26 protein-coding genes are annotated in these 26167 nt (G+C 54.7%); 2 read left to right on the plus strand and 24 right to left on the minus strand.

What is annotated here, in order from left to right; all coding sequences use genetic code 11:
* Window positions 1–27: 27 nt before the first annotated feature.
* The 24 genes from mreD to KGZ92_06540 all read right to left on the minus strand — a co-directional run bounded on the left by mreD (window position 28) and on the right by KGZ92_06540 (window position 21793).
* Complete coding sequence (gene mreD, locus KGZ92_06425) at window positions 28–525, minus strand: rod shape-determining protein MreD (GenBank protein MBS3888918.1); 498 nt, start codon at window positions 523–525, stop codon at window positions 28–30.
* Window positions 522–1355, minus strand: a complete 834-nt coding sequence (gene mreC, locus KGZ92_06430; protein MBS3888919.1) for a rod shape-determining protein MreC — start codon at window positions 1353–1355, stop codon at window positions 522–524. Before mreC ends, mreD begins: the two co-directional genes overlap by 4 nt.
* Window positions 1356–1367: 12 nt before the next feature.
* A complete protein-coding gene (locus tag KGZ92_06435) occupies window positions 1368–2396 on the minus strand; it encodes a rod shape-determining protein (protein MBS3888920.1) in 1029 nt (342 codons plus the stop codon).
* A gap of 18 nt (window positions 2397–2414) precedes the next feature.
* Complete coding sequence (radC, locus tag KGZ92_06440) at window positions 2415–3089, minus strand: DNA repair protein RadC (protein MBS3888921.1); 675 nt, start codon at window positions 3087–3089, stop codon at window positions 2415–2417.
* Window positions 3090–3093: 4 nt separating this feature from the next.
* Entirely contained in the window at window positions 3094–3690 is a 597-nt protein-coding gene (gene maf, locus KGZ92_06445) for a septum formation inhibitor Maf (protein MBS3888922.1), read from the minus strand.
* Window positions 3690–3953, minus strand: coding sequence for a DUF4321 domain-containing protein (locus tag KGZ92_06450; GenBank protein MBS3888923.1), 264 nt, complete (start codon window positions 3951–3953; stop codon window positions 3690–3692). Before KGZ92_06450 ends, maf begins: the two co-directional genes overlap by 1 nt.
* Window positions 3931–4479 carry a Gx transporter family protein gene (locus KGZ92_06455; GenBank protein MBS3888924.1) on the minus strand — a complete coding sequence of 183 codons (549 nt, stop codon included), beginning with the start codon at window positions 4477–4479 and terminating at the stop codon, window positions 3931–3933. The genes KGZ92_06450 and KGZ92_06455 overlap by 23 nt, the downstream gene beginning before the upstream one ends.
* Window positions 4480–4486: 7 nt before the next feature.
* On the minus strand, window positions 4487–5509 hold the full coding sequence (locus KGZ92_06460; GenBank protein ID MBS3888925.1) for an FAD:protein FMN transferase: 1023 nt from the start codon (window positions 5507–5509) through the stop codon (window positions 4487–4489).
* A gap of 47 nt (window positions 5510–5556) precedes the next feature.
* Window positions 5557–6360: an RnfABCDGE type electron transport complex subunit B gene (locus tag KGZ92_06465; protein MBS3888926.1), complete on the minus strand. Its 804-nt coding sequence runs from the start codon at window positions 6358–6360 to the stop codon at window positions 5557–5559.
* Between the two features lie 12 nt (window positions 6361–6372).
* Window positions 6373–6948, minus strand: a complete 576-nt coding sequence (gene rsxA / locus KGZ92_06470; protein MBS3888927.1) for an electron transport complex subunit RsxA — start codon at window positions 6946–6948, stop codon at window positions 6373–6375.
* Complete coding sequence (locus KGZ92_06475) at window positions 6941–7549, minus strand: electron transport complex subunit E (GenBank protein ID MBS3888928.1); 609 nt, start codon at window positions 7547–7549, stop codon at window positions 6941–6943. The genes rsxA and KGZ92_06475 overlap by 8 nt, the downstream gene beginning before the upstream one ends.
* A 9-nt stretch (window positions 7550–7558) precedes the next feature.
* The gene (locus KGZ92_06480) at window positions 7559–8545 is read right to left on the minus strand and encodes an RnfABCDGE type electron transport complex subunit D (GenBank protein ID MBS3888929.1); all 987 of its coding nucleotides are present in this window, start codon (window positions 8543–8545) and stop codon (window positions 7559–7561) included.
* On the minus strand, window positions 8526–9839 hold the full coding sequence (gene rsxC / locus KGZ92_06485) for an electron transport complex subunit RsxC (GenBank protein ID MBS3888930.1): 1314 nt from the start codon (window positions 9837–9839) through the stop codon (window positions 8526–8528). Before rsxC ends, KGZ92_06480 begins: the two co-directional genes overlap by 20 nt.
* Window positions 9840–9936: 97 nt before the next feature.
* Window positions 9937–11682: a [FeFe] hydrogenase, group A gene (locus KGZ92_06490; GenBank protein ID MBS3888931.1), complete on the minus strand. Its 1746-nt coding sequence runs from the start codon at window positions 11680–11682 to the stop codon at window positions 9937–9939.
* Between the two features lie 22 nt (window positions 11683–11704).
* A complete protein-coding gene (nuoF, locus tag KGZ92_06495; protein ID MBS3888932.1) occupies window positions 11705–13528 on the minus strand; it encodes an NADH-quinone oxidoreductase subunit NuoF in 1824 nt (607 codons plus the stop codon).
* Entirely contained in the window at window positions 13510–13866 is a 357-nt protein-coding gene (locus KGZ92_06500) for a (2Fe-2S) ferredoxin domain-containing protein (GenBank protein ID MBS3888933.1), read from the minus strand. The genes nuoF and KGZ92_06500 overlap by 19 nt, the downstream gene beginning before the upstream one ends.
* Window positions 13863–14408 carry an ATP-binding protein gene (locus tag KGZ92_06505; GenBank protein MBS3888934.1) on the minus strand — a complete coding sequence of 182 codons (546 nt, stop codon included), beginning with the start codon at window positions 14406–14408 and terminating at the stop codon, window positions 13863–13865. The genes KGZ92_06500 and KGZ92_06505 overlap by 4 nt, the downstream gene beginning before the upstream one ends.
* A gap of 1 nt (window position 14409) precedes the next feature.
* Window positions 14410–14904 (minus strand): NADH-quinone oxidoreductase subunit NuoE, encoded by a 495-nt coding sequence (nuoE, locus tag KGZ92_06510; GenBank protein MBS3888935.1) that lies wholly within the window; start codon window positions 14902–14904, stop codon window positions 14410–14412.
* A gap of 80 nt (window positions 14905–14984) precedes the next feature.
* Window positions 14985–15683, minus strand: coding sequence for a PHP domain-containing protein (locus KGZ92_06515; protein MBS3888936.1), 699 nt, complete (start codon window positions 15681–15683; stop codon window positions 14985–14987).
* Entirely contained in the window at window positions 15676–16023 is a 348-nt protein-coding gene (locus tag KGZ92_06520) for a serine kinase (GenBank protein MBS3888937.1), read from the minus strand. The genes KGZ92_06515 and KGZ92_06520 overlap by 8 nt, the downstream gene beginning before the upstream one ends.
* On the minus strand, window positions 16020–17342 hold the full coding sequence (locus KGZ92_06525) for a 4Fe-4S dicluster domain-containing protein (protein MBS3888938.1): 1323 nt from the start codon (window positions 17340–17342) through the stop codon (window positions 16020–16022). Before KGZ92_06525 ends, KGZ92_06520 begins: the two co-directional genes overlap by 4 nt.
* On the minus strand, window positions 17343–17786 hold the full coding sequence (locus KGZ92_06530) for an ATP-binding protein (GenBank protein MBS3888939.1): 444 nt from the start codon (window positions 17784–17786) through the stop codon (window positions 17343–17345).
* A 96-nt stretch (window positions 17787–17882) separates the two neighbouring features.
* Window positions 17883–19154, minus strand: coding sequence for a bifunctional folylpolyglutamate synthase/dihydrofolate synthase (locus tag KGZ92_06535; GenBank protein MBS3888940.1), 1272 nt, complete (start codon window positions 19152–19154; stop codon window positions 17883–17885).
* The gene (locus KGZ92_06540) at window positions 19151–21793 is read right to left on the minus strand and encodes a valine--tRNA ligase (protein ID MBS3888941.1); all 2643 of its coding nucleotides are present in this window, start codon (window positions 21791–21793) and stop codon (window positions 19151–19153) included. Before KGZ92_06540 ends, KGZ92_06535 begins: the two co-directional genes overlap by 4 nt.
* A gap of 447 nt (window positions 21794–22240) precedes the next feature.
* Here KGZ92_06540 and KGZ92_06545 point away from each other — a divergent pair, with 447 nt between their 5' ends.
* Both KGZ92_06545 and KGZ92_06550 read left to right on the plus strand, forming a co-directional pair.
* The gene (locus KGZ92_06545; protein ID MBS3888942.1) at window positions 22241–23686 is read left to right on the plus strand and encodes a sensor domain-containing diguanylate cyclase; all 1446 of its coding nucleotides are present in this window, start codon (window positions 22241–22243) and stop codon (window positions 23684–23686) included.
* 97 nt (window positions 23687–23783) lie between these two features.
* Complete coding sequence (locus KGZ92_06550) at window positions 23784–26165, plus strand: PAS domain S-box protein (GenBank protein MBS3888943.1); 2382 nt, start codon at window positions 23784–23786, stop codon at window positions 26163–26165.
* The last annotated feature ends 2 nt before the right edge of the window (window positions 26166–26167 follow it).

The following is a 26167-nucleotide window of genomic DNA, read 5'->3' on the forward strand; positions in this document are numbered from 1 at the left end:
AAGGCGGTGAGGAAACTCTTTTTCCAGTTAGTCCAGCTCCTCTCTTTGACTAGGCAGCAGTCTTGTCAGCCACTGATGCACCCAGGGCATCAGTGCGGCATTTACGAGAACTGTAGGGATGAAGACGGATACAAAGGCGCGCCGCCACCAGACAGCAAAAGCCACGTTAGAGAGCGCCAAAACGACGAGCTCAAAAAACGCGGTGCCCAGAAAACCCACAACGACCGGCACTAGGTAGGCGTCCCGATAAACATGCCTCTCCAAGTACCCGGTGAAATACCCGATAAGTACTAGTGGCAGTGCGGCTAGGCCTAGAGCGGTGCCGAGAACGAGGTCGGCAAGTAAGCCTATCCCAAAACCCGCCATTAGACCAGCTAGAGCCCCGTAAGATAGAGAGACCACAGTGACAACAGCCACCAAAACATTAACCCTGCCGCCAAAAACAGCGAAATGTGGCAACACTGTGCCCTGCAGCACTACGGCCACAAATCCGAGCAGCACCACGCGCAAAAAGGCTTTGCTCAAGGCGCACCACGCCTTAAGACAAAAACCTCTTCCAAGCGCTCTAAATCAACTGCCGGCATGATGCGCGCAAATTTTAGCAGGCCATCTGCGCTGACAAAAATTTCTTGAACATGGCCGATGACAAAAATTTGATCCCTAGGGAAAATGGCTCCTAAACCCGAGGTGGTAATGACGTCTCCTTCGCTAATGGCAAAGTCACGCGGTAGGCGTGGCAAGCGGACCATGCCCCGCGCACCCGGATCTCCCTCGGCGATAGCCCCGTGCCGGCTAGCCTGCACCATCGCCGCGATACCACTGCGCGGGTCGGTAATAAGCAGCACGGTCGCCGTGCTCTCTGTTACTTCGATAATTCTGCCCACGGCTCCGCTCGGTGTCACTACCGGATCGTCAACAGAGATACCATGGCGGGACCCCCTGTCAATGATCAAATCGCTATGCCAAGCCACGAACCCCCGCGAAATGACACGCGCCATAGTTAAGGGAAGTAGAGGACGCTCGTCGCGATAATTTAGCAACTCCCGCAGTCTCTCTGCCTCCGCCTTGGCCTCCAGTAAATTGGTATTCTGAAACTGCAAGGCCGCCAGTTCTGCTCTAAGCCGCGCATTGTCGCGCCCTAGCTGCCGTAGCTCTAAAACGTATCGCGTAGTGCGGCGCCCGAGGTCGACCACAGAGGCCAAAGCCCTCTGCACGGGTGCTACGGCACCGCTGACATAATATTCAACGAGAGAAACATTATCTCCCTCGCGTGCGGAGAACATCAACAGCCCCGTGAGAAGAACGACCACGAGGAACAAAAGAATGACCTGTCTGTTCTGCCACCTAAATATCATGCCCATTCCCCGCTATCTAGTTTTGGGAGATGCGTCTAATCTCCTTAATAGATTCAAGTGGTCAAACGTTTTTCCTGCACCCTCCACCACCGAAGTTAGCGGATCTTCTGCCATCAGTACGGGCATGCCCGTTTCCATGGCTATAAGCTTATCGAGCCCTCGCAGCAGGGAGCCCCCCCCCGTCATCACCATGCCGCGGTCCATAACATCGGAGGCGAGTTCAGGCGGAGTGCGCTCAAGCGTGGCCTTAACAGCCTCGACAATACCTCGCACGGCCTCCGCTAGGGCATGGCGCACCTCGACGGAGCTCAAAGTCAGGGTTTTCGGTAGCCCGGTCACTAAGTCGCGCCCGCGCACCTCCATCACGGTTTCGCCCATGGGGTAGGCAGAACCAATGGTAATTTTTACTTCTTCGGCAGTGCGTTCGCCAATCAGGAGACTGTAGTTCTTTTTGACGTAGACGACAATCGCTTCATCCATTTCATCGCCACCCGAGCGAATAGACTGATGGGTGACAATGCCGCCGAGGCTTATAATGGCAACTTCGGTCGTTCCCCCACCGATCTCCACAATCATGTTCCCCGTTGGTTCATTGACGGGCAAGCCCGCCCCAATCGCCGCAGCCATAGGTTCCTCAATGGTGTACGCTTCCCTGGCACCGGCACTAATGGTGGCGTCTTTGACTGCGCGCTTTTCAACTTCTGTCACTCCAGCAGGCACACAGACAATGACCCGCGGCCGAAAGAAGTAACCGCCCTTAGTGGCGCGGCGAATGAAAGCCTTGAGCATTTTCTGGGTAATGTCAAAATCGGCTATAACACCGTCTCTGAGGGGGCGCACGGCGACGATGTGCCCAGGTGTACGACCAATCATGGCCTTGGCGGCCTCCCCTACTTCCAGGAGCTCATGGGTTTCGCGATTTATGGCGACTACGGAGGGCTCCCTGAGGACAATGCCTTTTCCTCTCACATAGACCAGTGTGTTTGCCGTTCCTAGGTCAATACCCATATCCCGCGCGAAGTACCGATTCAAAAAGTTCATCAGATGCTTTCTTCTCCTTTACGTAAGACCCTTTTCTTTAAGACTTAGTATAACCTCACGGCCAAAAATAACATGGTCCAAAACCTCTATACCCACGATCCTTCCTACCTCCATGAGGCGACGCGTGACTTCGATGTCCTCGCGCGAAGGGGTGGGGTCTCCACTAGGATGGTTGTGGGCCACAATGACTGAGGCTGCGCTATGACGAATGGCCGCGCGAAAGACCTCGCGCGGATGCACGATGGACGAGTTTAGGCTGCCGACCGACACTTCTTCTAAACCAAGAAGGCGGTTCTTGGTGTTGAGGAGCACGGCATAAAAACGCTCCTTCTCTTCATAGCGAAACCGCTCTGCTAGTATGTATTGCACGTCTCGCGGGGACTTGACCACCGCAGGCTCGCTACCTGTGAGATGCATGCGCCGCGACAGCTCAACGACGGCTAAGAGGAGCACGGCCTTGGCAGGACCTATGCCCTTAATTTCGCACAGCTCGCCATAGCTCATGTGCACTAACTTGCCGACATCTCCCGCCTTAATAAGCACACGCTGTGCCAAGTCTAGCACATTCTCGCCCTTAAGGCCCGAGGTCGCCATGAGGATAGCCAGCAACTCAGAATTAGACAGCTGATGTGCGCCCCTTGAGAGCAGCCTCTCGCGCGGGCGCTCTGTGCGGGGCAAGTCTTGTATCGCCACGACCCTACCTCCAAGCCTCCGTCACTTCCACACCCCACTGCCTGAGAAGCCCACATAGTTTCGTCAGTGGTAGCCCCACGACATTGTTGTAACAACCCCGAATACTCTCTACGAAGAGTGCCCCGCGCCCTTGAATACCATAGGAGCCTGCCTTGTCTAGTGGCTCAGCGGTGGCCACATAAGCTGCTATCTCTTGTGCAGAGAGGGGTCTAAAGGTTACTTCCGTACACACCGAGCCGAGCAGGTACTGACCATCGGGCCTTACTATGGCGACGCCAGAGACGACTTCGTGCGCCCGACCAGATAATCGCTGCAGCATGTAGCTAGCGTGCTCACTGTCGCGCGGCTTGCCAAAGATCTCTCCCTCTAGGGCCACCACGGTATCCGCCCCGATAATGACAGAGTCTCGGGGCACTTCTAGTCTACCAAAGACAGCGCCGCGCGCCTTGCCAAGCGCATATTCTCTGGCGAGGTGCTCTGGGTTCCCCCACAGTACCTCACTCTCCAGAAAACTAGAGGGCACTACGATAGGCTCTACGCCTATCTGTCGTAGCAATTCAAGGCGGCGTGGCGAAGCAGAAGCTAAGTAGAGCGGCCTCACTAGAGTGCCCGATACGCCAAGTAGCCCAAGATGAGCCCGAGCACACCCGCCACCGAGAGCCGTAGCGTCAGGCCGAAGGTCAGAGACAGCATACCTAAGTCTAAAGCAAAAGGTGGCATAATACCATAGGTCGGACTCGACCAAGCGAGAAAAGGCAAGTAATCAGCGCCAAAGGTACTAAGCAGACCCCCAAGGAACACACCCACTATAAGCAGTAAGAACAGCAACCAGCCACTTCGCCTAGATTTTCCGGAACGCACCATTTCGCAGAACCTCCTTGGGCAAGTATCGATAGAGCATAGCACCCACTAGACCTACAAAGTATCCGGTGGGTACGGCAAAAAAGAGCAGGTAGGGCAGATGCACCATCAGGCCAAAATGGTTTACCAGCAGGGCTGCCACAAGAAGTTGCGTCACATTGTGTGTAACAGCGCCAAGCATGCTGAGACCAATGGCGCTGACTCTTGCCCCGCCAAGTCTCCGCACATATCCCATGGCTAGGGCACTAGTTACGGCACCCGCAAAGCTCAGAAAAAAACCGAAAGTAAGAAATGTGCCCCCTAGCAACCCCCCTAAGAGGGCACGTAGAGCCGCAATGATGGTCGCTTGCTTGGTTCCATAGGCCAGAACGACAGCTAAAGTCACGATATTGGCCAAGCCAAGCTTAGCCCCTGGGCCCAGTAACAGGTAAAAAGGGTTCGGCAACGCGGCCTCGACCACATGGAGCGCCGCCGCGCCAGCGACTAAGAGAGAGTTTCGCACCAGCACCTGTGTGTTTACTCTGCCCATAGACATACTACCTTAGTACTTCCGTGAGTGCCGCCATGCCCGATGACATGATGAACTCTTGCTCGGCAGTGATTAAGAGTGCTTCGACACCTTCCCAATCTTCGATCAGGGCGAGCCCAGCCTCCTTGCCAAGTACCATCACCGCTGTCGCGATGGCATCAGCGACGGCAGCCTTGCTGGTGACGATGGTAACGCTAGACAGGCCGCGCACTGGGCTGCCTGTTCTGGGGTCTATAATATGGGTGTAACGTATACCGTCCTCGACAAAGTAACGTTCATAATCCCCAGATGTCAGGACGGCGCCATCCATAACACTGACTACGGCTACGAGACGCTCGCGATTAACGGGGTCTTGCACCCCGACGCGGGCTTTGCGCGCGCCGAGCCAACGCGGGCTATTCGGGCGGCCGCCCGTAATGCGCACGTCGCCACCCGCATCTACCACGGCATGTCTAATGCCGCGGCTATAGATAAACTCGGTGGCTCTATCGACAATGTAGCCCTTAGCCACGCCACCGAGATCAAGGCGCGTGGCGGGGTGTTTTAAGCGCACCCACTTTTCTTCACGACTAAACTCTACATTCGTAAAACCGACACCATTCATGGCGGAGAGCAGCTCCTCGGCAGTTGGCACCTGCCTAGCCTCTGTGCCAAACCCCCACAGCCTAAGCACGGCACCGATAGTCACATCGAAAGCGCCGTTAGTCCTGCGAAAGACTTCTTCCGCGACCTCTAGCACTTCTATAGTTTCGGCACTAACCGACACTTGCGCGCCTAGAGCGTTATTAATGCGGTAGACATCGCTGCCCTCAATATGAGCAGACAGGAGTGCCTCTAGGCGCCTCATCTCTACTACAGTTTCGTCTAACACTCTCTCCGCCTCGCGGCCATCGGCCATAACGCTCACAAAAGTGTCCATCATGAGTACGTCGCGCCTTGCCGACTCCATGCTCAGGTATCCCTGCAAGACCCAGACACCACTAACTATAACAAGTAGTATGAACGCCAACAACAGTTGTTTTAATTTCAACTGACTACCTCCTAAGAAAACCGCCGAGCGTGGAGCTCGGCAGTACACTAGCCATGGATGGTTTTCATGGGGCACTTTTCGACGCACAGCCCACAATTTATGCATTTTTCATAGTCAATTACGGCCAAATTGTCCTCTAGGGAAATGGCCTTGGTGGGGCAGACCCGCACGCAAATGCCGCAGGCGATACAGCCGACCGTACAGCTCTTACGCACCTCTTTGGCCTTATCATGGGAACGACAGCGGATATGAACACGCTTCTCGGCCGGACGCAAAGAGAAAATTTGTTTCGGGCAACCTTGCACACACATGCCGCAGGCCGTGCACTTTAGGGCGTCGACCACCGGAATACGGTTAGCATCCATGCTGAGAGCGTCAAAGACGCATAGCTTGACACAGGTGCCATAACCAAGACAGCCGTACTGGCAGGCTTTGTCCCCGCCGAGCATAGCGGTTGCCGCCACGCAATCAGGTATGCCTTCGTAGGCAAAGCGGCTGCCCGCTTCAGCATCTCCCCCGTCACAGTAAGGGGTAGCCACTTGGCGCTCTACCTGGGGCAAGGGCGAAAGATTCATGATGCGGCTCAAATTGGTGAGAAGGTCATTGCCACCTACAGGGCATTTATTGATACTGGCCTCGCCCTTGGCCACAGCGGCCGCATAGGCCGAGCACCCCGGGTAGCCGCAGCCCCCACAATTTGCGCCCGGCAAGGCGACCAAGACCTGGTCATAAAGCGGGTCAGTGGGCACAGCGAACTTTTTGGCGGCAAGCCCGAGGCCTGCGCCAAAGAGAAGGCCGAGCCCCCCTAAAGAGGCTAGGGCAATGAAGATGGAACGAAGATCTAGCTGCATACAGAACCCTCCTTACAACAAGCCTTGAAAGCCCAAGAAAGACATGGACAAGAGCCCGGCCACAATGAGGGCAATGGGGAAGCCCTCTAAGGCCTTGGGGATAGGGGCATAGTCTAGCCGTTCCCTAATACCGGCAAAGACGACAATGGCCAAGCCAAAACCCACCGCACCCGCAAAACCGTGTACTAAGGACTCTACCAGCGTGTAGTTTTCATTGAGATTAATCAGTGTAACGCCCAGCACCGCGCAGTTAGTCGTAATAAGGGGAAGGTAGACGCCTAGGGCCTGGTACAAAGTTGGTGTAGCCTTAAGCATTACCATTTCGACAAACTGCACGAGCACGGCGATAACTAAAATAAAGGCGATGGTGCGCAGATACAGCATCCCAAAGGGCATTAACAAGTAGGTCTGTATGGTCCAGGTAGCCAAAGAGGCCACGGTCATAACGAAAACCACGGCCAGGCTCATGCCAACTGCCGTCTCTACCTTGCGAGACACGCCTAGGAAGGGGCAAATCCCGAGGAATCTCGTCAGGACAAAATTGTTGATAAGAATAGCCCCCAGAAAAATCACAAACAGATTAGGCACGGCGACGCACCTCCCTCTGATTCTGCACGTAGTTGATCAACCCAATAATGAGGCCAAGACCTATAAACGCCCCTGGAGGCGAGACCATAAGCTTCATCGGTTCGAAAGTTGCCGGCAAGAGTGCCAGGCCAAAGAAAGTCCCTGCACCCATTACTTCGCGCACAGAAGCGAGAATGAGGAGTGCTACCGTGAAGCCAAGCCCCATGCCGATGCCGTCAATGGCAGAGAGAAAAACACCGTTTTTTGAGGCAAAGGCTTCGGCCCGCTGCAAAATAATGCAGTTGACGACGATTAAGGGAATAAAGATGCCGAGCACCCCGTGCAGGCCAGGAACAAAGGCCTCCATGAGCAAGTCTACCATGGTAACAAAGGTAGCTATGACGACAATGTAGCAGGGAATACGAATTTTGTCGGGGATAACAGGTCGCAAGAGAGAAATGAGAATATTGCTTGCCACCAGAACAGCCGTCGCGGCCAAACCCATGCCCAGACCATTAAGGGCCGCGGTTGACACAGCCAGTGTCGGGCACATGCCCAAGAGTAGCCGCAAAACGGGGTTTTCATCAAGTAGGCCACGGAAAAATACCCGCAAACTGCTCATAATATCCTCCTAGCGGACGCCAAAACGGCGCCCCATAGTGTAGCGATCAATTAAGGGAGTAAGCCCATTCATGATGAGGATGGCATAAGTCACTCCTTCTGGCAGTCCACCATAGAGCCTGATGACGGCAGTAATAATTCCGGCCCCGAGCCCCATAATGACCCGACCTAGTTTCGTGACCGGCGTGGTCACCCAGTCGGTAGCCATAAAGAAGGCCCCTAGCATCAGACCCCCCGAAAGCACATGAAAGAGAGGGTCGCCCGAAAAGTAGCCGACTTGCCCGCGCGCGGGTAAAGCCCATGTCAAGAAAGCTACCGTCGCGATGTAGAAAAAAGGTATTTTCCAGTCGATGATCTTCTTGTAGATGAGGAACACCCCTCCCACAAGAAGCAACAGCACGGCCACCTCACCTATACTCCCCGCTTTAAAACCAAGCAGCATATCGGAGTAAGCGGGCAAGGCCTCGCCAGCCCGGAGAAGGGCTAGTGGGGTGGCGGACGAGACTAAGTCCGGGCCGACCCACGCTGTCATGCGTGCTGGCCAAGACGAGACGAGTATGGCGCGTCCGACCAAGGCAGGGTTGAAGGGGTTGTAGCCAAGACCACCAAAGACATGCTTGCCAATGGCGATGGCCAGAACTGAGCCTATGGCCACCATCCACAGGGGAGCCCCTGCGGGCACATTCAGGGCCAAAAGTAAGCCCGTGAGAGCGGCACTGCCATCCTGGACCACGGTCAACGGTTTCTTTTGGAAATGGAGGATGGCGACCTCGCCTAGAACCGCTGCCAAGACACCGGTTACAAGTATAGCCACCACATACCAACCAAAATGAAAAACAGCAAATAGTGCGGCTGGCGCTAACGCAAGTACAACCAACCACATGGCTTGGCGCACCGTCACGCCGCTATGCAAATGGGGTGAAGATGATATAGCTAGTTTCTTTATCTCCACTATCGTGCCCTCCTGGAATATCTCTTTAACGGGACTTACGGGCATAAATATCTGACTTAACGAGGCGAATCCACTGCACGAGGGGTATCCCAGCCGGGCAGACATAAGCACAAGGGCCACATTCCCTGCAGTCAAGGGCTCCGATCATTTCTGCCTCTTCTAGGCGTCCCTTCATGGCATAATGAGCCAAGGTGGTCGGCTGCAAAAACATGGGACAAGCGTCCACGCATTTTGCACAGCGCACGCAGGCGCTGACCGGGGGCGCACTAGATTCTTGTCGCGACAGAGCGAGGATGCCCGAAGTGCATTTGGTGACGGCGACCTCTAGGGTATGCACGGCCATGCCCATGAGCGGGCCACCGGAAATCAGTTTGTAGGGCGTACAGGTGAGCCCTCGCTCCGCTAGTATGTCGGCAAAAGTAGCACCTACTCTTACCCATAAATTGCCAGGCGAAGTTACACACTCGCCCCCCACAGTAACCACCCGCTCTACAGAGGGCATCCCCGTGGTCATGCCGCGGGCAATAGCCTGTGCGGTATGGACATTATTGACCACCACGCCAACATGCACGGGCAACTTGCCGGGAGGCACTTCCTTGCCTAGACAAGAATGAATAAGCTGCAGTTCAGCCCCCTGCGGGTACTTAACGGCGAGGGATGTTACCGTGATGTCGCTGTAGCGCGCTGCCGACAGACGGAGAGCAGCTAAGGCATCGGGCTTATTCTCTTCCACCCCGATATGGCCAGCGCTCGCGCCACTTGCTTTCATCAGGCAACGCAGGCCGTAAATTACTTCATCAGGGAACTCCACCATGATGCGGTGATCATCTGACAAGTAGGGCTCGCACTCCGCGCCATTTAAGAGCACAGTCTCTATCTTGTGAGCACTATTCCCCTGCAATTTGGCATACGTAGGAAAGCCACCGCCACCCATGCCCACGACACCTAGTTCGCGTATGATGGCGACAAGTTCCCCGGGGGAGAGCTTGTCCACATGCGGCTTAGGTAGAACTGAGGGGTGTTTCTCGTCGAGAAAATCGTTTTCAATGACAATGGAGTTGACTTGCCTACCATTGATGTGAGGCCGCGGCTCGATAGCTACCACCACCCCCGACACTGAGGCGTGCACGGGTGCGGCCAAAGAGTTACCCACGCCACCAATCTGTTGTCCCATGAGTACGCGCTCACCTACCGCCACCACGGGGTGGCACTCTTTCCCGATATGCTGCAGCAAGGGAATAGCCAGAAGCTTAGGTACGCTGAGAAACTCGATGGGTACAGCTGTGGCTACTTTGCGGTAAGGAGGATGAATTCCGCCGGTAAAAGACTTCGCCACCATTTTTCACTCCTCAAACTGTGGAAAATTCAGTATTTTAGGGTAGCGAACAATGCTACCCCTCGTTAAGTTTACCTCATGGTTCGACATAAAACAACAACTAGCCTTTTCGCCAAGGAAAACGACCGCGTTCGACAAAGTGGGTGTGCAAGAGATGGTGCGCCTTCTCTCCGCCTACCTCCCCTAGGTACTCGGCATAGAGGTTTTTCACCGCGGGGTTTTCGTGGCTCTTGCGGAGAGCGAGCTTTTTATCTATGGCGTAGATGCTCTCTAAACGGGCCTGCTTGCCCTTCGCCGCCTCTTCATGACTGATACGTGGTTGCCCGCCGCCACCTAGACAGCCGCCTGTGCAGGCCATAAACTCGATAAAGTGATACTCAGCTTCACCCGCCTTTAGGCGAGCTAAGAGTTTCGCGGCGTTACCTAGCCCATTGACAACCGCCACCTTGACCATGCCGAGCTTAGGAATCTCTACACTGGCTTCTTTTACGCCCTGAAGACCTCGCACTGCCGTAAAATCAAGTTTTTCGAGATCTTGTTCGGATATCCATTCGTAGGCTGTGCGTAGCGCGGCCTCCATGACACCGCCGCTAGCAGCGAAGAGGACGCCCGCGCCGGTAGACATGCCGAGAGGCGCATCAAAGGCACTATCCGGCAAGTTGGCCAAGTCTAAACCTGCCGTTTTGAACATGCGGGCTAGTTCTCGCGTGGTCAGAACCACATCTACCTCGGCAACACCTTCATGGGTAAACTCAGGACGGCTGGCCTCAAATTTCTTGGCGGTACAGGGCATGACCGCTACCGAGACAATTTTCTCGGGAGATATGCCGACCACCTTGTCGGCGTAGTAGCTCTTAACTAGTGCACCCATCATTTGCATGGGTGATTTGCATGACGACAAATTGGGGATGAACTCTGGGTAAAAGTGCTCCACAAACTTTATCCAGCCAGGACTGCACGAAGTCATGAGAGGTAGGGTCCCACCCGTTTTGACCCGCTCTATAAGTTCATGGGCTTCTTCGACTATGGTCAAGTCCGCCGTGAAATCGGTATCAAAAACGGCAGAGAACCCTAACATGCGTAACCCTGTCACCAGCTGACCGGTAGTGACTGCCCCCCGCGGCAAACCAAACTCCTCGCCGATGGCCACGCGCACCGCCGGCGCAACTTGCACCACTACATGTTCTTTATTGCCAATAGCGCTAAATACTTGGGCCGTATTGTCCACCTCGGTGATGGCCGCGGTGGGACAGACGGCCGCGCACTGACCACAAAACACACAGGTGGTAGAATTGAGCTGACGATTGGCGTCAGGAGCAATAATCGAGTTAAAGCCGCGCTCCGCCACCGAGATCACACCTACGTCTTGCACTTCGTGACACACGGCCACACAGCGGCGACAGAGTATGCACTTGTTGGGGTCGCGCACTAAGGCTTTGTTCGTAAGATCAATCGGCCACTCTGATTTTGCGCCGGTGTAAGTGATAGTGGTCACGCCTTGGGCATGGGCGAGCTTCTGCAGTTCGCAGCTCGTGTTCCGCACGCATGTCAAGCAAGTGTCAGGGTGATTAGACAGCAAGAGCTCGATATTGACACGGCGGGCTTGCCGCACCTCAGGCGTATTGGTGCGCACTACCATGCCAGGTGCAGCCTCGAGCACGCATGAGGCTTGTAGTCCCCTAAAGCCCTCGACGTCGACCACACACACACGACAAGCACCGATTTCGTTAATTTCCTCCATGAAACAGAGGGTGGGAATGTTCACGCCAGCTTCACGTGCCGCCTGGAGAACCGTTGTCCCGGGCGACACTTCGATAGTCCTGTTGTCAACGGTAAGTTTAATCATCTCTTGCATGGTTCTCCCTCCATTAAGACCGCACGATGGCGCCAAAGGGACACTTCTCAAGACACGCGCCACAGTTCACGCACTTAGCCCGCACAATGCGGTAGACTTCTTTGGGCTTGCCCGAAACAGCAGCCGTAGGACATACCCGCGCGCAGAGCCCACAGCCGCGGCACTTACTAGCGATAATATTGTAGCTAATGAGGGCCTGACAGACCCCAGCCGGGCAGCGCTTCTCACGAATGTGCGCTTCGTACTCTTCGCGGAAGTGCTTGATCATCGATAGCACCGGGTTGGGCGCGGACTGACCAAGGCCACAGAGTGAGGTCTCACGAATATTCTCGGCCAAGCCATAGAGAGCTTCTATGTCGCCCACGCGCCCTTCTCCCTTGGTTATACGATCGAGAATCTCGAGCATCCTCTTGGTGCCAATGCGACAGGGCGTGCACTTGCCACAGGACTCATCCTGCGTGAAGTCTAAAAAGAAGCGAGCCATGTCAACCATGCAAGCGTCTTCATCCATGACAATCAGGCCACCTGAGCCCATCATGCTGCCGGCGGCCACCAAGGTGTCATATTCCATCGTCACGTCTAGCTGCTCTTTCGTAAGACAGCCTCCTGAAGGGCCACCGGTTTGCGCGGCCTTAAACTCCTTGCCACCGGGAATACCGCCACAAACGTCAAAAACTATTTGTCTTAGCGTCATGCCCATGGGCACTTCCACCAAGCCTGTATTGTTTATATTGCCCGCGACGGCGAATACCTTGGTTCCCTTGCTCTTTTCAGTACCGATACGAGAATACCACTCGGCACCATAGAGAATGATGGGGCAAATATTGGCGAAGGTTTCTACATTATTAATGAGAGTCGGCTTTCCCCAGAGCCCTTTGACAGCGGGATACGGTGGACGCGGGCGAGGCTCACCCCGCCTACCCTCAATAGAGGCCAAGAGAGCTGTTTCCTCACCACATACGAAAGCCCCAGCACCAACGCGAATCATAATATCAAAAGAGAAATTAGTGCCAAAGATATTTTGCCCTAGAAAGCCATATTTTCGCGCCTGGTCTAAGGCTAGCTGCAGGCGCTTCACCGCTAAGGGGTACTCTGCGCGAACATAGACATAGCCCTTACTCGCACCTACGGCATAGCCGGCGATGGACATGGCCTCAATTATGGTGTGGGGGTCGCCCTCTAGAATACTGCGGTCCATAAACGCGCCAGGATCACCTTCGTCGGCGTTACACACCACGTATTTTTGCTCGCTGGGCGCACGCAGAGTGAAACCCCATTTTTTACCTGTAGGAAAACCAGCGCCTCCGCGCCCACGTAAACCACTGGCGGTAATGGTCGCGATTACTTGCTCTTCAGACATCGTCGTGAGTACCCGAGCGAGGCCTTCGTAACCATCACGCGCAATATACTCTTCGATCACTTCTGGGTCAATAAGACCGGTGTTGCGCAGGGCAATGCGTATCTGTCGGTTGAAAAACTCCATCTCGCCGTAAGTCTGTACCAATTGGCTGGTCAGAGGATTACGGTACAGAAGTCGCTGGATTGTTCTGCCCTTGAGAAGATGTTCGTTGGCAATCTCGCGCGCGTCATCCGTGGTGACATTGCGGTAAAATACCCCCTCGGGGTACACGACAATAACCGGACCTAAGTCGCAAGTGCCTATACAGCCTGTCTCTATAACCTTGATCTCTCTGTCTAGCCCCAACTTGGCGATTTCATCTGTTAGGGCCTGCATAGTGTTAAGGCAGCCAGAGGACACACAGCCCGCCCCGGCACAGACCAACACATGTGCTCTATATAAATTCAAGTTTACCCCTCCTAGTTGCGCGTAACCCATTCTTCGATTACCGTTCCACCCATGACATGCGAGAGTACAATGCGCCGCGCTTTTTCGGGGGTCACCCGACCATAGAGCGTTCTGCCGTCCCGCGCATTAATTTCAACCACAGGCTCGCGCTCACAGATGCCGATGCAGCCGGTTTGTGTTACTACCACACCTGTCAGTCCTTGCAGGGCGATTTCACGCACAAAGGTGTTAAGCGTCTCCCTCGCTCCAGCGGCGATACCACAAGTACCCATCCCCACCACAATACGCACATCTGCTTCGCCTTCTCGTAGTGCGGTCATGCTGCGCACCTCGTCGCGCAGTCTACGCAAATCTTCTACTGTCTTCATTGCTCTCCCCCTAGCGCCCTTTCATGTTCGGCAATATACCCTTGCAACCACTCAATGATTTTGGGGTGCTGAGATAAGTCCTCGCATACCGCCCGCACTTCCCGACTGTCAAAAGTAAATTCTCTGCTGTCTACGGTGTGGCGGTATAGCACTTCGATGTGTGGATTCACGGCCATGATGGCAGCGACTGTCGCGGCCATATCCCCAAGCGGCACACGATCAATATGATCATGTCTAAAGTAGACTTCTACTGTGGTCCCCTGCCCCAGAACAGACTCGACAGTCATACTCCCCTCGCACAGTTCTGCGGCCGCTTTGAGCAGGGGAATACCTAGGCCCACGCGCCTTGTTGTGCGGGTGGTGAAAAAGGGGTCGGACACGGCTTCTAGCGTTTCTCGCTCCATACCTCTGCCATTATCAGCCAAAGTAATCCGCAGGCTGTTCTCGGCATGTGCCTCGACAATAGTGATGACAATTTCTGAAGCGCCCGCCGCAATACTGTTCTGTGCCAAATCGAGGATGTGTAATGCAAGTTCTTCCATACTAGTATTTTGCGAGAACCTCGGCCACCTTCTCAACCTGCAAGCGTCCGTAAACATCTTCATTGATGGTGATCACGGGGGCTAGCCCACAGGCCCCAATGCAGCGGGTCACTTCTAAAGTGAACTTGCCGTCGCCTGTAGTATCATTCACTTTTACGCCAAGTTGTTTTTCGAGCTCGGCTAGCACTTGCGCCGCGCCCCGCACATAGCATGCTGTCCCCAAGCAAACCCCGATTTTATACTGGCCGCGTGGCTTGAGTGAGAATAGCGAGTAAAAAGTAGCCACGCCATACACTTCACTCACTGGTACGCCGAGAGCTTCGGCCACTTTCTCCTGCACTTCCTCAGACACAAAACCAAAAACGTCTTGCGCCGCATGAAGAACTTGTATGAGTGCACCTGCATCGCCTTGATGCGCTACCAGAATCTCTTCAAGTTGTTCATAACGAGGGTCACTCTCTACTGACGAACTACACTGACACTTGCTGCCTGCCATTTTGTTCCCTCCTTAACATTGTCCGTGAATTAAGTCACTAATTATTTTAAGAATAACTGCAGTTGCTTATGTCGGGACTATTAGTACTTCTCCTTCAGGGCTGCCACCACTCCTTCCGGCGTGCGCACCGCAACTTCTAACTCCCAGGGGTTGCTCGCGGCTAGGGTCGACAAGTTATGGGCATCGGAATTAGTAATATAAGGGTAACTGCGTGTCGAAAGGGGCTGCTTACTCCCTTTGGATACTTCGAGCAACCTTATCGGCAGGTGTGGCGGGATAGACCCCAGTTGCGTCGCTAAGCCATAAGTTCTATCGACATGGGCCGGAATCACCAGACCGCCCAACTCGCCTACGGTATGACAGAGCTCGTCTATACCTATGTCTGTAGGCGCTAGCAAGAGCTTCTCCTCCCAGCCAATGATGCGGCTCTCGGCATCAAAAAGATACTGCTGCCCAAAGAGTTCGCCATCACCTTTACGCGGCGGCAGCCGCTCGTAAACCATGGCCCCAAAGCCTTCTGCCACAGCAAGATTGCCAAAGAGGCAGAGCGCATGCACGTCTTCTTTCGTCCAGACTTCTAAGCCGGGGATCACAATCAGCCTGTTCCCCGCTGCCTCAGTGACAGCCCGCACATTGTGACAGCTATTATGGTCAGTGATAGCAATGACATTTGCTCCGACTAACGTTGCCATATTGACAATATTGGCAGGCGTCATCTCACGATTAGCACATGGCGAAAGGGCGGTATGGATGTGTAAATCACAGCGCACCTTACTCACGTTTACACCCCCTTAGACCTAGGTTGTAGAGCTCCCCCACAAGTTCAAAGGCCACGCGGTTACTCTTTAAGAGCACGAGGTTTTCGTTCTTGGCCTTGTCCACCACGGAGGCAGACACAGGACAATTGACCACAATAATCGCCGAAAGCCCGAGCAAGGAGGCCACGGCAATAACATTAGCATGGGCTTGGCGAGTCACCCATAGGCAGTCGGTGGCAGCATGCGCCAAAACATCGCTGAGCATATCTGAAACATAGCCTCCGCTTATTTCTCGCCCTAGATGCGCCTGGCCAGACAATACTTCTAGTTGCAGAGCGCTGACAACATCCCCTAGTATCATGGCTCTTCCTCCTTCCTGGTGCGGCTTTGGCCCATGGTCTGCGGCAATTGCTGGGTGAGCTCCATCAGTTCTTGCGCTAAATCAGTTACACGATCACGTAGTACAAAGTCGCAATCAGTCAAGGCGGCATTGCCGCGCACGATATCTTCGGCGAGAGCCCTACAGTGGGGAGCACCGCAAGAACCGCAATCTAACATCGGCAGTTTTTCCACAATCTTTTCTAACTGCGTAAGTTTTTGCAGGGCGATATCTACGTCATCGTCAAGCTGCAGAAAAGGGCGCGGACTGAGGTTCTGCTTAAGCTCTAGTGCTTCGCTGGGTAGCTCCACATTAGATGTCTCTTCTTTAGGTAGTCGCTCTGCTAGTCGCGCGAGTCGCACCCGCGCTACAAAGGGGTTTTCGACAACTAAAGCTCCGCCTACACAGCCGCCGACGCAGGCCTGGCCCTCAATATAGCGAATATTGGTCAGTCGTCCGAGCTCCACCTCCTCAAGTAAAGCGATAACTTGCTCGATGCCGTCCACAGCGAGGTAGTCATGAATGGCCACCGCCTCCCCCTCTCCCCCACTGCGCGCCCACGCTAGGCCCCGCGCGCTACCCACAACGGGCTCGTCTTCGGTGACCGAAGACAGCAGGCGAAAGGCCCCACCATAGACTTCGGCTAAAGAAAAGGCCCCATTGAGGAGCGACTTCCCCACGCCAACTGGTTGATGCACCGCAGTAACTTTGGCTGGGCAAGGCGTAACAAAGAACACGCCCACTTCATCATCAAGGCACCCAGTTTCCCTGCGCACGTCCCTACGGGCTAAGTACGCAGCCACTTCCATGGGGGCCTCAATGGGCACTAGGTGCTGTGTTAATTCAGGGTACCGCACCTGAATAAGTCGCACCACGGCAGGGCAGCTAGTGCTGATGCGCGGGAAGGGCCCCTCTGTCATAGCTAGGTGCTTGGCTATGGCTGAAGACACTAGTGACGCCGCCTGAAACAGCCCCCGCACATGCGTAAACCCCAGGAGTTTGACAGCGGCCACCATCTTACCGACAGTGAGCTCGGAGCGAAACTGGGCAAAAAAAGACGGTGCAGGCAGGGCTACGGTGTACTTATAGTTCATAAGAACACTGCGGCTATCCGTGTGCACCGACTTAGCTCTATTAGGGCAGGCCTTAATACACTGCCCGCAATCCACACAACGGGCATTGTCAATGCGCGCCTTGCCCTTACGCACGCGTATGGCTTCAGTAGGACAGCGCTTAATACAATTGGTACAACCCCGGCACTTTTCTTCGCTCAACTGCACCGAATGAAAGTACGTAGTCATCTAAGTTGCCCGACTAGGGCAGGCAAAGGCCATGTACACGACAGTACCTTCTCCCATGACCGTCTTTATTTCTAGTATATCTGCATTGCGCGCTATATTTGGCAGGCCGAGCCCCGCGCCGAAACCTAGGGCACGCACATGGTCGGGTGCCGTGGAATAACCTTCTTGCATGGCTAGCTCGATATCTGGTATGCCGGGGCCTTTATCTTCTGCCCATACTTCAACTCGGGCGGAGGACATCTTGGCCTTAATCACCCCTTGGTAAGCGTGAATGACAATATTGAGCTCAGCCTCGTAGGTAGCAAGAGCAATGCGCCTGACTAAAGAGGGCGCAAGACCAACCTGTTGCAAAACGCGCTTGAGTTTAGCCGCGCCTTCACCGGCCTGACTAAAATCAGCACCCACGACGGCATAAGACACTTCAAAAGTGGTTTGCTCCCCCAACCCTGCACCCCCTTGCTTTCGGCCCTTGCAGTAGCCACACAGTTAAGATTATTCTCACACGCAGAGGTTATTTCCTGCTGGAATTCTACCTGTGAACTAATTAACTAAATAGGCACGCCGTGCTTCGGATATGGTGTACAAAGAGCCCGCTACTAACACCACATCCAACAGTTCAGCGTCTTTTAGGGCGGCGCTTAAGGCTAGGGCCACGGAAGCGTAGTGCTCTCCGCAGAGCCCGAGCTTGTTGGCGAGAAGAGCCAGTTCGCCCCCTGGCAAGGCGCGCGGAAGCGCGGGGGCAGCGGCGTAATATCGCTTGACAAAGGGAGCCAAGAGAGTAAGCATCTCTTGCGGTTCTTTGTCTTTCATAATGCCGACCACGAGGAGAACCTTTCTACCCGGCAGAAGCTCCACCAAGGAGTTAACGAGAGCGGTTACCCCATGCGTGTTGTGCGCTCCATCCATAATGAGTAACGGCTGCTCTGCCACCACCTCGAACCTACCCGGCCAATAAACGGCGCTAAGTCCCCTCTGTAGGTCCTCTAGGCTTAGCGACCAACCTAGTGCCCTTAGCCACAGCAAGGACTCTACGGCGAGTGCGGCATTGTGAAGTTGGTGCGGACCAAGAAGCGGCAGGTCAAGTTGCAGCAGAACATCCGCGCTCTGGTAGGCAAAGCTCTGCCCGCGGAGGGTAGCGGCGAGTGGGGCGACCGAAAAGTCTTTGTTTAGTATGCGTAGCGGAGCATTACTGGCATAGGCGACCCCTGCGATGACCTGGAGGGCTGCTTCGTCACTCGTAGCGGTAACAACGGGGACACCAGGCTTAATAATGCCTGCTTTTTCAAAGGCAATTTTAGGCAAAGTATCCCCCAGAACTTCCATGTGGTCAAAGCCGATGTTGGTGATGAGGGAAATGTCGGGTACGACGACATTAGTCGCGTCAAAGCGTCCCCCAAGACCCACCTCTAGCACCACTACATCTACTTGGCTCTGTGCATAGTAGAGAAAGGCTAAAACCGTAATAAACTCAAATTGCGTCAAACCTAGCTCATCCGCCAAGGGCATAAGTTCGGTCACCATGCGGGCTAGCGCCTCTTGGCCGATGTCTGCTCCGTCTAGACCGAAACGGTCGGTAAAGGAGTCGATGTAGGGCGAGGTGTAGAGACCTGTTTTGTAGCCTGCCGCCCGCAAAACGCTAGCCAGCATGGCTGAGGTCGAGCCCTTGCCATTCGTGCCCGCCACATGCAGCACCTTGTACTGGCGCTCGGGGTGCCCCAAGCGGGCTAGAGCGGCCTGCATGCGCTCTAGCCCGAGTTGGCTACCAAAACGTCCTAAGGAGTGAATATAACTTACTGCCTCGGTGTAATTCATTTTAGCTCCGCCAGCTTCTTTTCCACTTGGGACAACTTGGCCTCGTAGGCGGCCAGTTTAGACTGCTCAGCTTCGATCAACTCAGGCCGGGCCTTAGCGCGGAAACCCTCGTTGGCTAGCTTGCCGGCCGAGCGCGCCACCTCGCTCTGTAGCGCTTTCTGCTCCTCCGACAGTCGCTTAATCTCCGCCTCTACATCCACCAGCTCCGCGAGAGGCAAGTATATCTCGGCTCCCGCGACCACGACGCTGACAGCTTCACCTTTGGCAAAGGGCGAAGAAGGTACTATCTGCACATTTTTACCTCCGGCGAGGGCACGCATGTAGCTACTTCCCGCATGATAGATGCCTTCCCAACGCAGATCACTAGGCAGGATGTAAATGTCGGTACGGTGCGACGGGGCAATGCCCATCTCGGCGCGCACATTGCGCAGGGCACGTATGGCCTCCATAATGGCCACCATGCTCTCTTCGGCCTCTTCATCGACTAACTCTAGCCTGCTTGGCCAGGGGGCCATGGTTATGGACTCGCCTGTATGAGGAAGTGCCTGCCAAATCTCTTCGGTAATAAAGGGCATGAAAGGATGCAAGAGCTCTAGCGTGCGCGAGAGGACATAGCAGAGCACGGAGAGTGTATTAGCCTTAAGGGACCCGCCCGACAAAAGATTGGTCTTGGCCATTTCAATATACCAGTCGCAGTAATCCGTCCAAATAAATTCGTACAGTAGGCGGGCAGCCTCGCCAAATTCAAAGCGCTCCATAAAGCGGGTGACGCCCTCGGCGGTGTGGCCGAGGCGTGACAAAATGTAGCTGTCCGCCAACGAGAGGTTTTCCTGGGGGGGCAACTCCGTCGCTACTACTTCTTGTGTGGCCATGTGCATTTGTACAAAGCGCGCGGCGTTCCAAATTTTATTGCAGAAGTTACGCGTTGACTCCAAACGCTCCTCGGAGAAGCGCATATCGCCGCCAGGGCTATTGCCGTTGACCAGGGAAAAGCGCAGCGTGTCGGCACCGTAGCGCTCGACCATCTCTAGGGGGTCAATACCATTGCCGAGCGACTTACTCATTTTGCGCCCTTCGCTATCACGCACAATCCCATGAATGAGTACATGCGTGAAGGGCACTTGCCCTGTTAATTCTAGGGACATAAAGACCATGCGCGCCACCCAAAAATAGATGATGTCGTACGCGGTCACCAAGACACTAGTAGGGAAGAACTTTGCATAGTCGGGCGCGGCAGGGTCGGGCCAGCCTAGTGTCTCAAAGGGCCACAAGGCGGAACTAAACCAAGTATCAAGAACATCCGTCTCCTGTACCAGCTCATGGCCGGCGCATTTAGCGCACTGCGAGGGAGCCTCGCGCGCCACCATCACCTCACCACAGGAGCAGTACCAGACGGGCAGTTGATGGCCCCACCAAATTTGGCGCGAAATACACCAGTCCTTGACATTCTCCACCCAGTGCAAGTAAGTCTTAACAAAGCGCTCCGGCACGAATTTAACCCTGCCCTCTTTAACGGCAGCAATGGCCGGGGCCGCGAGCGGGGCCATGCGCACAAACCACTGGCGAGAGGCAAGGGGCTCAATTACAGTCGTACAGCGGTAACACTGCCCGACACTCATGGGGTGTGCTACCGTCTTGACGAGCAACCCCTGCTCTTCAAGGAACTGCAAGAGCTCTTGGCGACACTGGAAGCGGTCGAGGCCGCTGTAGGGGCCGGCGAGTTCGCTCATGGTGCCGTCAGGATTCATCACATTAATTTTCTGGAGATTGTGCCTCTCGCCTATAGCAAAGTCGTTAGGGTCATGGCAGGGAGTCACTTTTACCGCACCGCTGCCAAAGTCCCTATCGACATAGGCATCGGCTACTATGGGTATGAGCCGCCCTAGCACAGGGAGGACGACCATCTTGCCGACAAGGTGTTGGTAGCGCTCATCCTCTGGGTTTACAGCTATAGCCGTATCACCTAAGATCGTCTCCGGGCGGGTCGTCGCCACCGTCACATAGCCGCTCTCGTCGGCTAAACGGTAACGCACGTGGTAGAGGTGGCCATCTTTGTCGGCATGCTCTACTTCATCATCAGAAATGGCGGTGCGGCAGCGCGGGCACCAGTTGACAATGTAGCTGCCCCGATAAATTAACCCCCGCTCGTAAAGCCGCACGAAAGTTTCGCGCACCGCCTGCGAGCAGCCCTCGTCCATGGTAAAGCGCTCTCTATTCCAGTCACACGAAGCGCCTAGGGTACGCAACTGATCGGTTATGGCCCGGCCATACTCTTCCTTCCACTGCCAGACGGCCTCCACGAATTTTTCGCGACCGAGGTCGTGGCGAGTGCGCCCTTCCGCCATCAGTTTCTTTTCCACCACATTTTGCGTGGCTATGCCAGCATGGTCTGTGCCGGGCAGCCACAGCGCGGCATAGCCCTGCATGCGCTTCTGGCGAATAATGATGTCTTGCAGGGTGTTATTTAAGGCATGGCCGATATGCAGGCGATCCGTCACATTAGGGGGTGGAATGACGATGGTGAAGGGCTCGCCTAGAGCCTCTGCTGGGGGTGAAAAGAAACCAGCCTCTTGCCACCGCGGATACCACTTTTTCTCGACTAGAGATGGGTCATAGTGCTTCGGGATTTCATTTGTCATCACTTTCGCCCTCCTAAAAGTAAAATAACGCCTCTGCCCGTAAAGGGCGGAGACGTTCCGCGGTACCACCTTAATTCCCGCTTGCGCGGCTTAGAGCTGTAACGGGCCACCCGCTTGACACTACTTTTTTTCGCGCCAAGAGCTCGGGGATGACGTGAGACCTGCGCAGCGGGCGGGGCTTTCAGCCGGCGACCCCTTCTCTACAGCCTTGCTCAGACTCGATTTCCCTTCAGTGCTTAGAAAAATTATATGTCTAACCCTCGCCTAAGTCAAGCGATTCAGAAGCAAGAAACAGGAAGCAAGACGCAAGAGAGAAGAAGGAACGGACGGCAGACTATGCCATTGGTGAATCGCGAAGAACCGTCCCTAACGATTCACTCAGCCTAGCAGGAAACTAGAAAAGGGTGTCGAATACTACGTGTGGATACTGGCGCAGGAGGCCTTCATTTGGAAAGACGCGCACATCGCCTGCGAATTATGGAGCAGACAGAGGCCGCTGTTTTGGCCATCCACGCTCTGCACACCACTGTGGATGAGCTCATTACTGTACTCCTTACACATCTGTGCACACTGCATCGTGCCACCGGCGTAGGGATTTGGACCGTGGAGAACGGTGTAGCACGACCAGTGCGCCTTGTTGACTGGCCAGAGGGGCTTGACCCTCTTGGCCAAGTTGTCGCGCCCGGCGAAAGCTCCTGCCACACAGTTCTTACCGCTCCACTGCAGTACCACCGCTTTGGTCAGGACGCCTTCTTGGCCTCAGCTCTGCCTGCCTCTAAGTCTAGTTCTTTAGCCAAGCAGCGCGCTTTAGAATCACTTGCTAAGCATGCCGCTACCGCCTTAGAGCACCTCGACCTCGACATGGCCTGTATGCAGCGAGCGAGCAAGCTTGAGCTACTGCACCATGTCGGCCAGCAGTTCACCTCTAACTTGAGCCCAGAGGCCCTGTACTCCTCGATTTACCAAGAAGTACGCAAGGTTATGGTGGCGGACGTTTTCTTTGTGGCCCTGTATGACGACAGCAGACAAGAAGTAGAACTGGCCTATGTTTTTGAAAACGGCCACCAACTGCCACCACTTAAATTTGCCCTTAATGATGGGCCCACCTCGCGCGTTATCGCCACAAATTCGCCTCTCTTGTTTAATATCGACACCTTCCCCCTACATACGATTACCAGGTTTGGCAATACCAGCAGAAGGACGCAGTCACTGATGATGGTGCCCATTGCTTTAAGGGGCAAGGTGTTAGGAGCGATCTCAGTGCAGAGCTTTACCCGCAATGCCCACAATGAGGATGACCTCAACGTGCTCTCTGCCATCGCTAGCCAAGCCGCTATCGCCATTGAAAATGCCCACTTGTTCGCGGAAGCCCGGCGAATGGCGTCCACGGACGCCTTGACCGGCCTCCTGAATAGGCGCTCGTTTGTGGCCAAACTTGACGCGGAGCTAGCCGCGGCACAAGCGGAGGAGCGCACGCTCGCCTTGGTGATGATTGATTCCGACAGCCTTAAGCAAATTAACGAGCAGTTTGGCTACCATGCTGGGGACGAGCATCTCTGCAACTTAGCGAAAATCATTCAGTTCTCTGTACGACAGGAAGATACCGTCTCTCGCTACGGCGGCGACGAATTTATGCTTCTTTTGCCCGATGCCACCGCAGAAGAGGCGAACACCATCGCCAACCGCATCATCCTGCAGGTGCACCGCACCATTCATACATTTAGTGGCGACACAGTCAATGTAACCATAAGTGCAGGCGTCGCGGAATACCCTCGGCATGCCAAAGACCGCGCCGAGCTGCTCTTAGCTACCGACCGCGCCACGAATTGTGCCAAAAGAATGGGCAAGAATCGTGCCCATACCGCGAGCGGGCCTGCTAGTGCGGGCGTGTAGACGAGGTAGCACATATGCGCTATACTTTTCAGGGCATACGGCCTCTGGATGGCCGCATTTCTAACTACACTGACTATCTACAGGCGAGGTGTGTTTTTTGCTGAAATTGCTACGGTTACTTGGCTCGCTTGTGAAAAGAAATGTCATGCGAGTCGTCGTGACTGCCCTTCTTCTTACGATGCTTCTGCCCGCGGCTATGGTAAATGCCGAAACGATTGATTTTCGTCGCCTATTTGATAACCACGGCTCGGTGATGCTCATTATAGATGTAGAGACGGGCAATCTTCTCTATGCCAATAATGCCGCGGCACGTTTTTACGGCTACACACGTGAGCAGCTTTTGGCGATGACTATTCAGGACATTAACACTCTTTCACCCGAGGAAGTCGCCCGCGAGCGCGAGGCGGCAGCGCGGGAAGAACGTAATTTTTTCCTCTTTAAGCACCGGCTGGCTAGCGGAGAGATACGCACGGTAGAGGTGTATACGTACCCCTATGCTCTCGGAGAACGGCCAGTTTTGTTTTCGATCATTAACGACGTGACTCCTTACTTTGCGATACGAGAACTTTCAGACAGGCGCACTAGGTACTTTCTAGTGGGCTTGTCTGTTGCCTTTTTGATCTTGTCGACGGTGACACTATCGCTTGAGAATATGCGCCAGAAACTGCGAGAGAGCGAGCGGAAGACACAAAGCATCATCGCCAGCCTGCAGGGCATGGTTTACCGTTGCACGAATGACTCCACCTGGACCATGGAGTTTGTCAGCTCTGGCTGTGAGCCCCTGACAGGATACCCACCATCAGCATTCTTGCACGACAAGCTCGCTTTTAGTAGCCTTATAAACGAAAGTGACCGCTCTTTGCTGTGGAAAAAATGGCAGGACACCCTAGCCAAGCGCGTTCCCTTCTTCCATGAGTATGCTATAACCACGGCCGACGGCACAGTGAAATGGGTGCGCGAGCAAGGGCATGGCGTTTACGGGCCAGCAGGAGAGGCCATCGCCCTCGAGGGCTTTATCTGGGATGTGACGGAGGCGGTGCGAGCCCAGCAAGAGTTGCGCGCCAGCGAAGAAAAACTCCTGGCGACCTTGACTTCTGTCGGCGATGGAGTAATCACCGCCAACCAAGAGAGCATGGTCGAGTTTCTTAACCCCGTGGCTGAGCAACTTACCGGATGGACCCAGGCAGAAGCGCGGGGCAGGGCCTTTACCGAGGTCTTTAACATCATTAACGAATACACGCGTGAGCCGGCCGTGAACCCCGTGCAAGAGGTTTTCGACACGGGTGAAATTGTGGCGCTAGAAAACCACACCCTCTTAATCTCGCGTGACGGCACAGAGCGCGCCATCGAAGACAGCGCTGCCCCCATCCACGACAAGCAGGGCGATATTAGCGGCGCAGTCTTAGTCTTTAGGGACTGCACCGAGAAGCACGCTAAAATCCGCGAGATTGAGTACCTAAGCTACCATGACCAACTGACGGGTGTATTTAATCGCCGCTTCTTCCAGGTGGAGATGAAGCGGCTCGATACGGCGCGCAACTACCCCATCTCTGTTGTGATAGGTGATGTAAACGGGCTAAAGCTAGTCAACGACGCTTTTGGGCACGATGTGGGCGATGAGCTTCTCCTTCGCGTGGCGCAAGTAATACAGCGGGAATGCCGTGCGGATGACATTATTGCGCGCGTAGGCGGCGACGAGTTTCTCATTTTGCTGCCGCGGACTGATGCCCAAGCCACTGAATCATTGGTGAACCGCATTAAGAGCAAAATTGACGCCTGCACTTTGCGCGATATCGCCATATCGGTCTCTTTTGGTTGGGACACCAAGACAGATGACAAGCAGAGTTTGAGCGAAGCGTTACGCAACGCCGAAAACCACATGTACAAAAAAAAGACGCTCGAAAACGCCAGTCACCGTAGCTTCACTGTTAAGTCCATACTCCATACTTTGCGCATTAAGAACCCGCGCGAAGATGAACACGCCAAGCGCGTCAGCCTACTGTGCCAAGCTCTAGGGCGGGCCCTCGGTCTTAGTGCGGATCAAACAGCGGAGCTAACGCTCGCCGGTGAACTGCACGACATCGGCAAAATTGCGGTTGACGAGGCCGTGCTAAACAAGGCCGGCAAACTGACGCCCGACGAGTGGGATGCTGTTTTACGCCACCCTGAGACAGGTATGCGCATCTTAGCCACTTCGCACGAGTTCTTCGGGCTAGCCGAGCATATTTATGCCCACCACGAGCGTTATGACGGCAAAGGCTACCCTAAGGGCCTCGCGGGGGACGAAATCTCTTTGCAGGCTAAAATTATCTCCCTAGCAGATGCCTATGATGCCATGACCACGGCCAGGCCCTACCGCAATGCGATGAGCGAGGCGGAGGCCATTGCCGAAATCAGACGCGGTGCAGGAAGCCAGTTCGACCCGCGGGTGGCACAAGTCTTCGTGGAACAAGTGCTCGGCCAAGCGTGGCGCCAGTAAAG

Source organism: Bacillota bacterium, from assembly GCA_018333655.1.
In the GTDB taxonomy this organism is placed as follows: domain Bacteria; phylum Bacillota; class UBA994; order UBA994; family UBA994; genus BS524.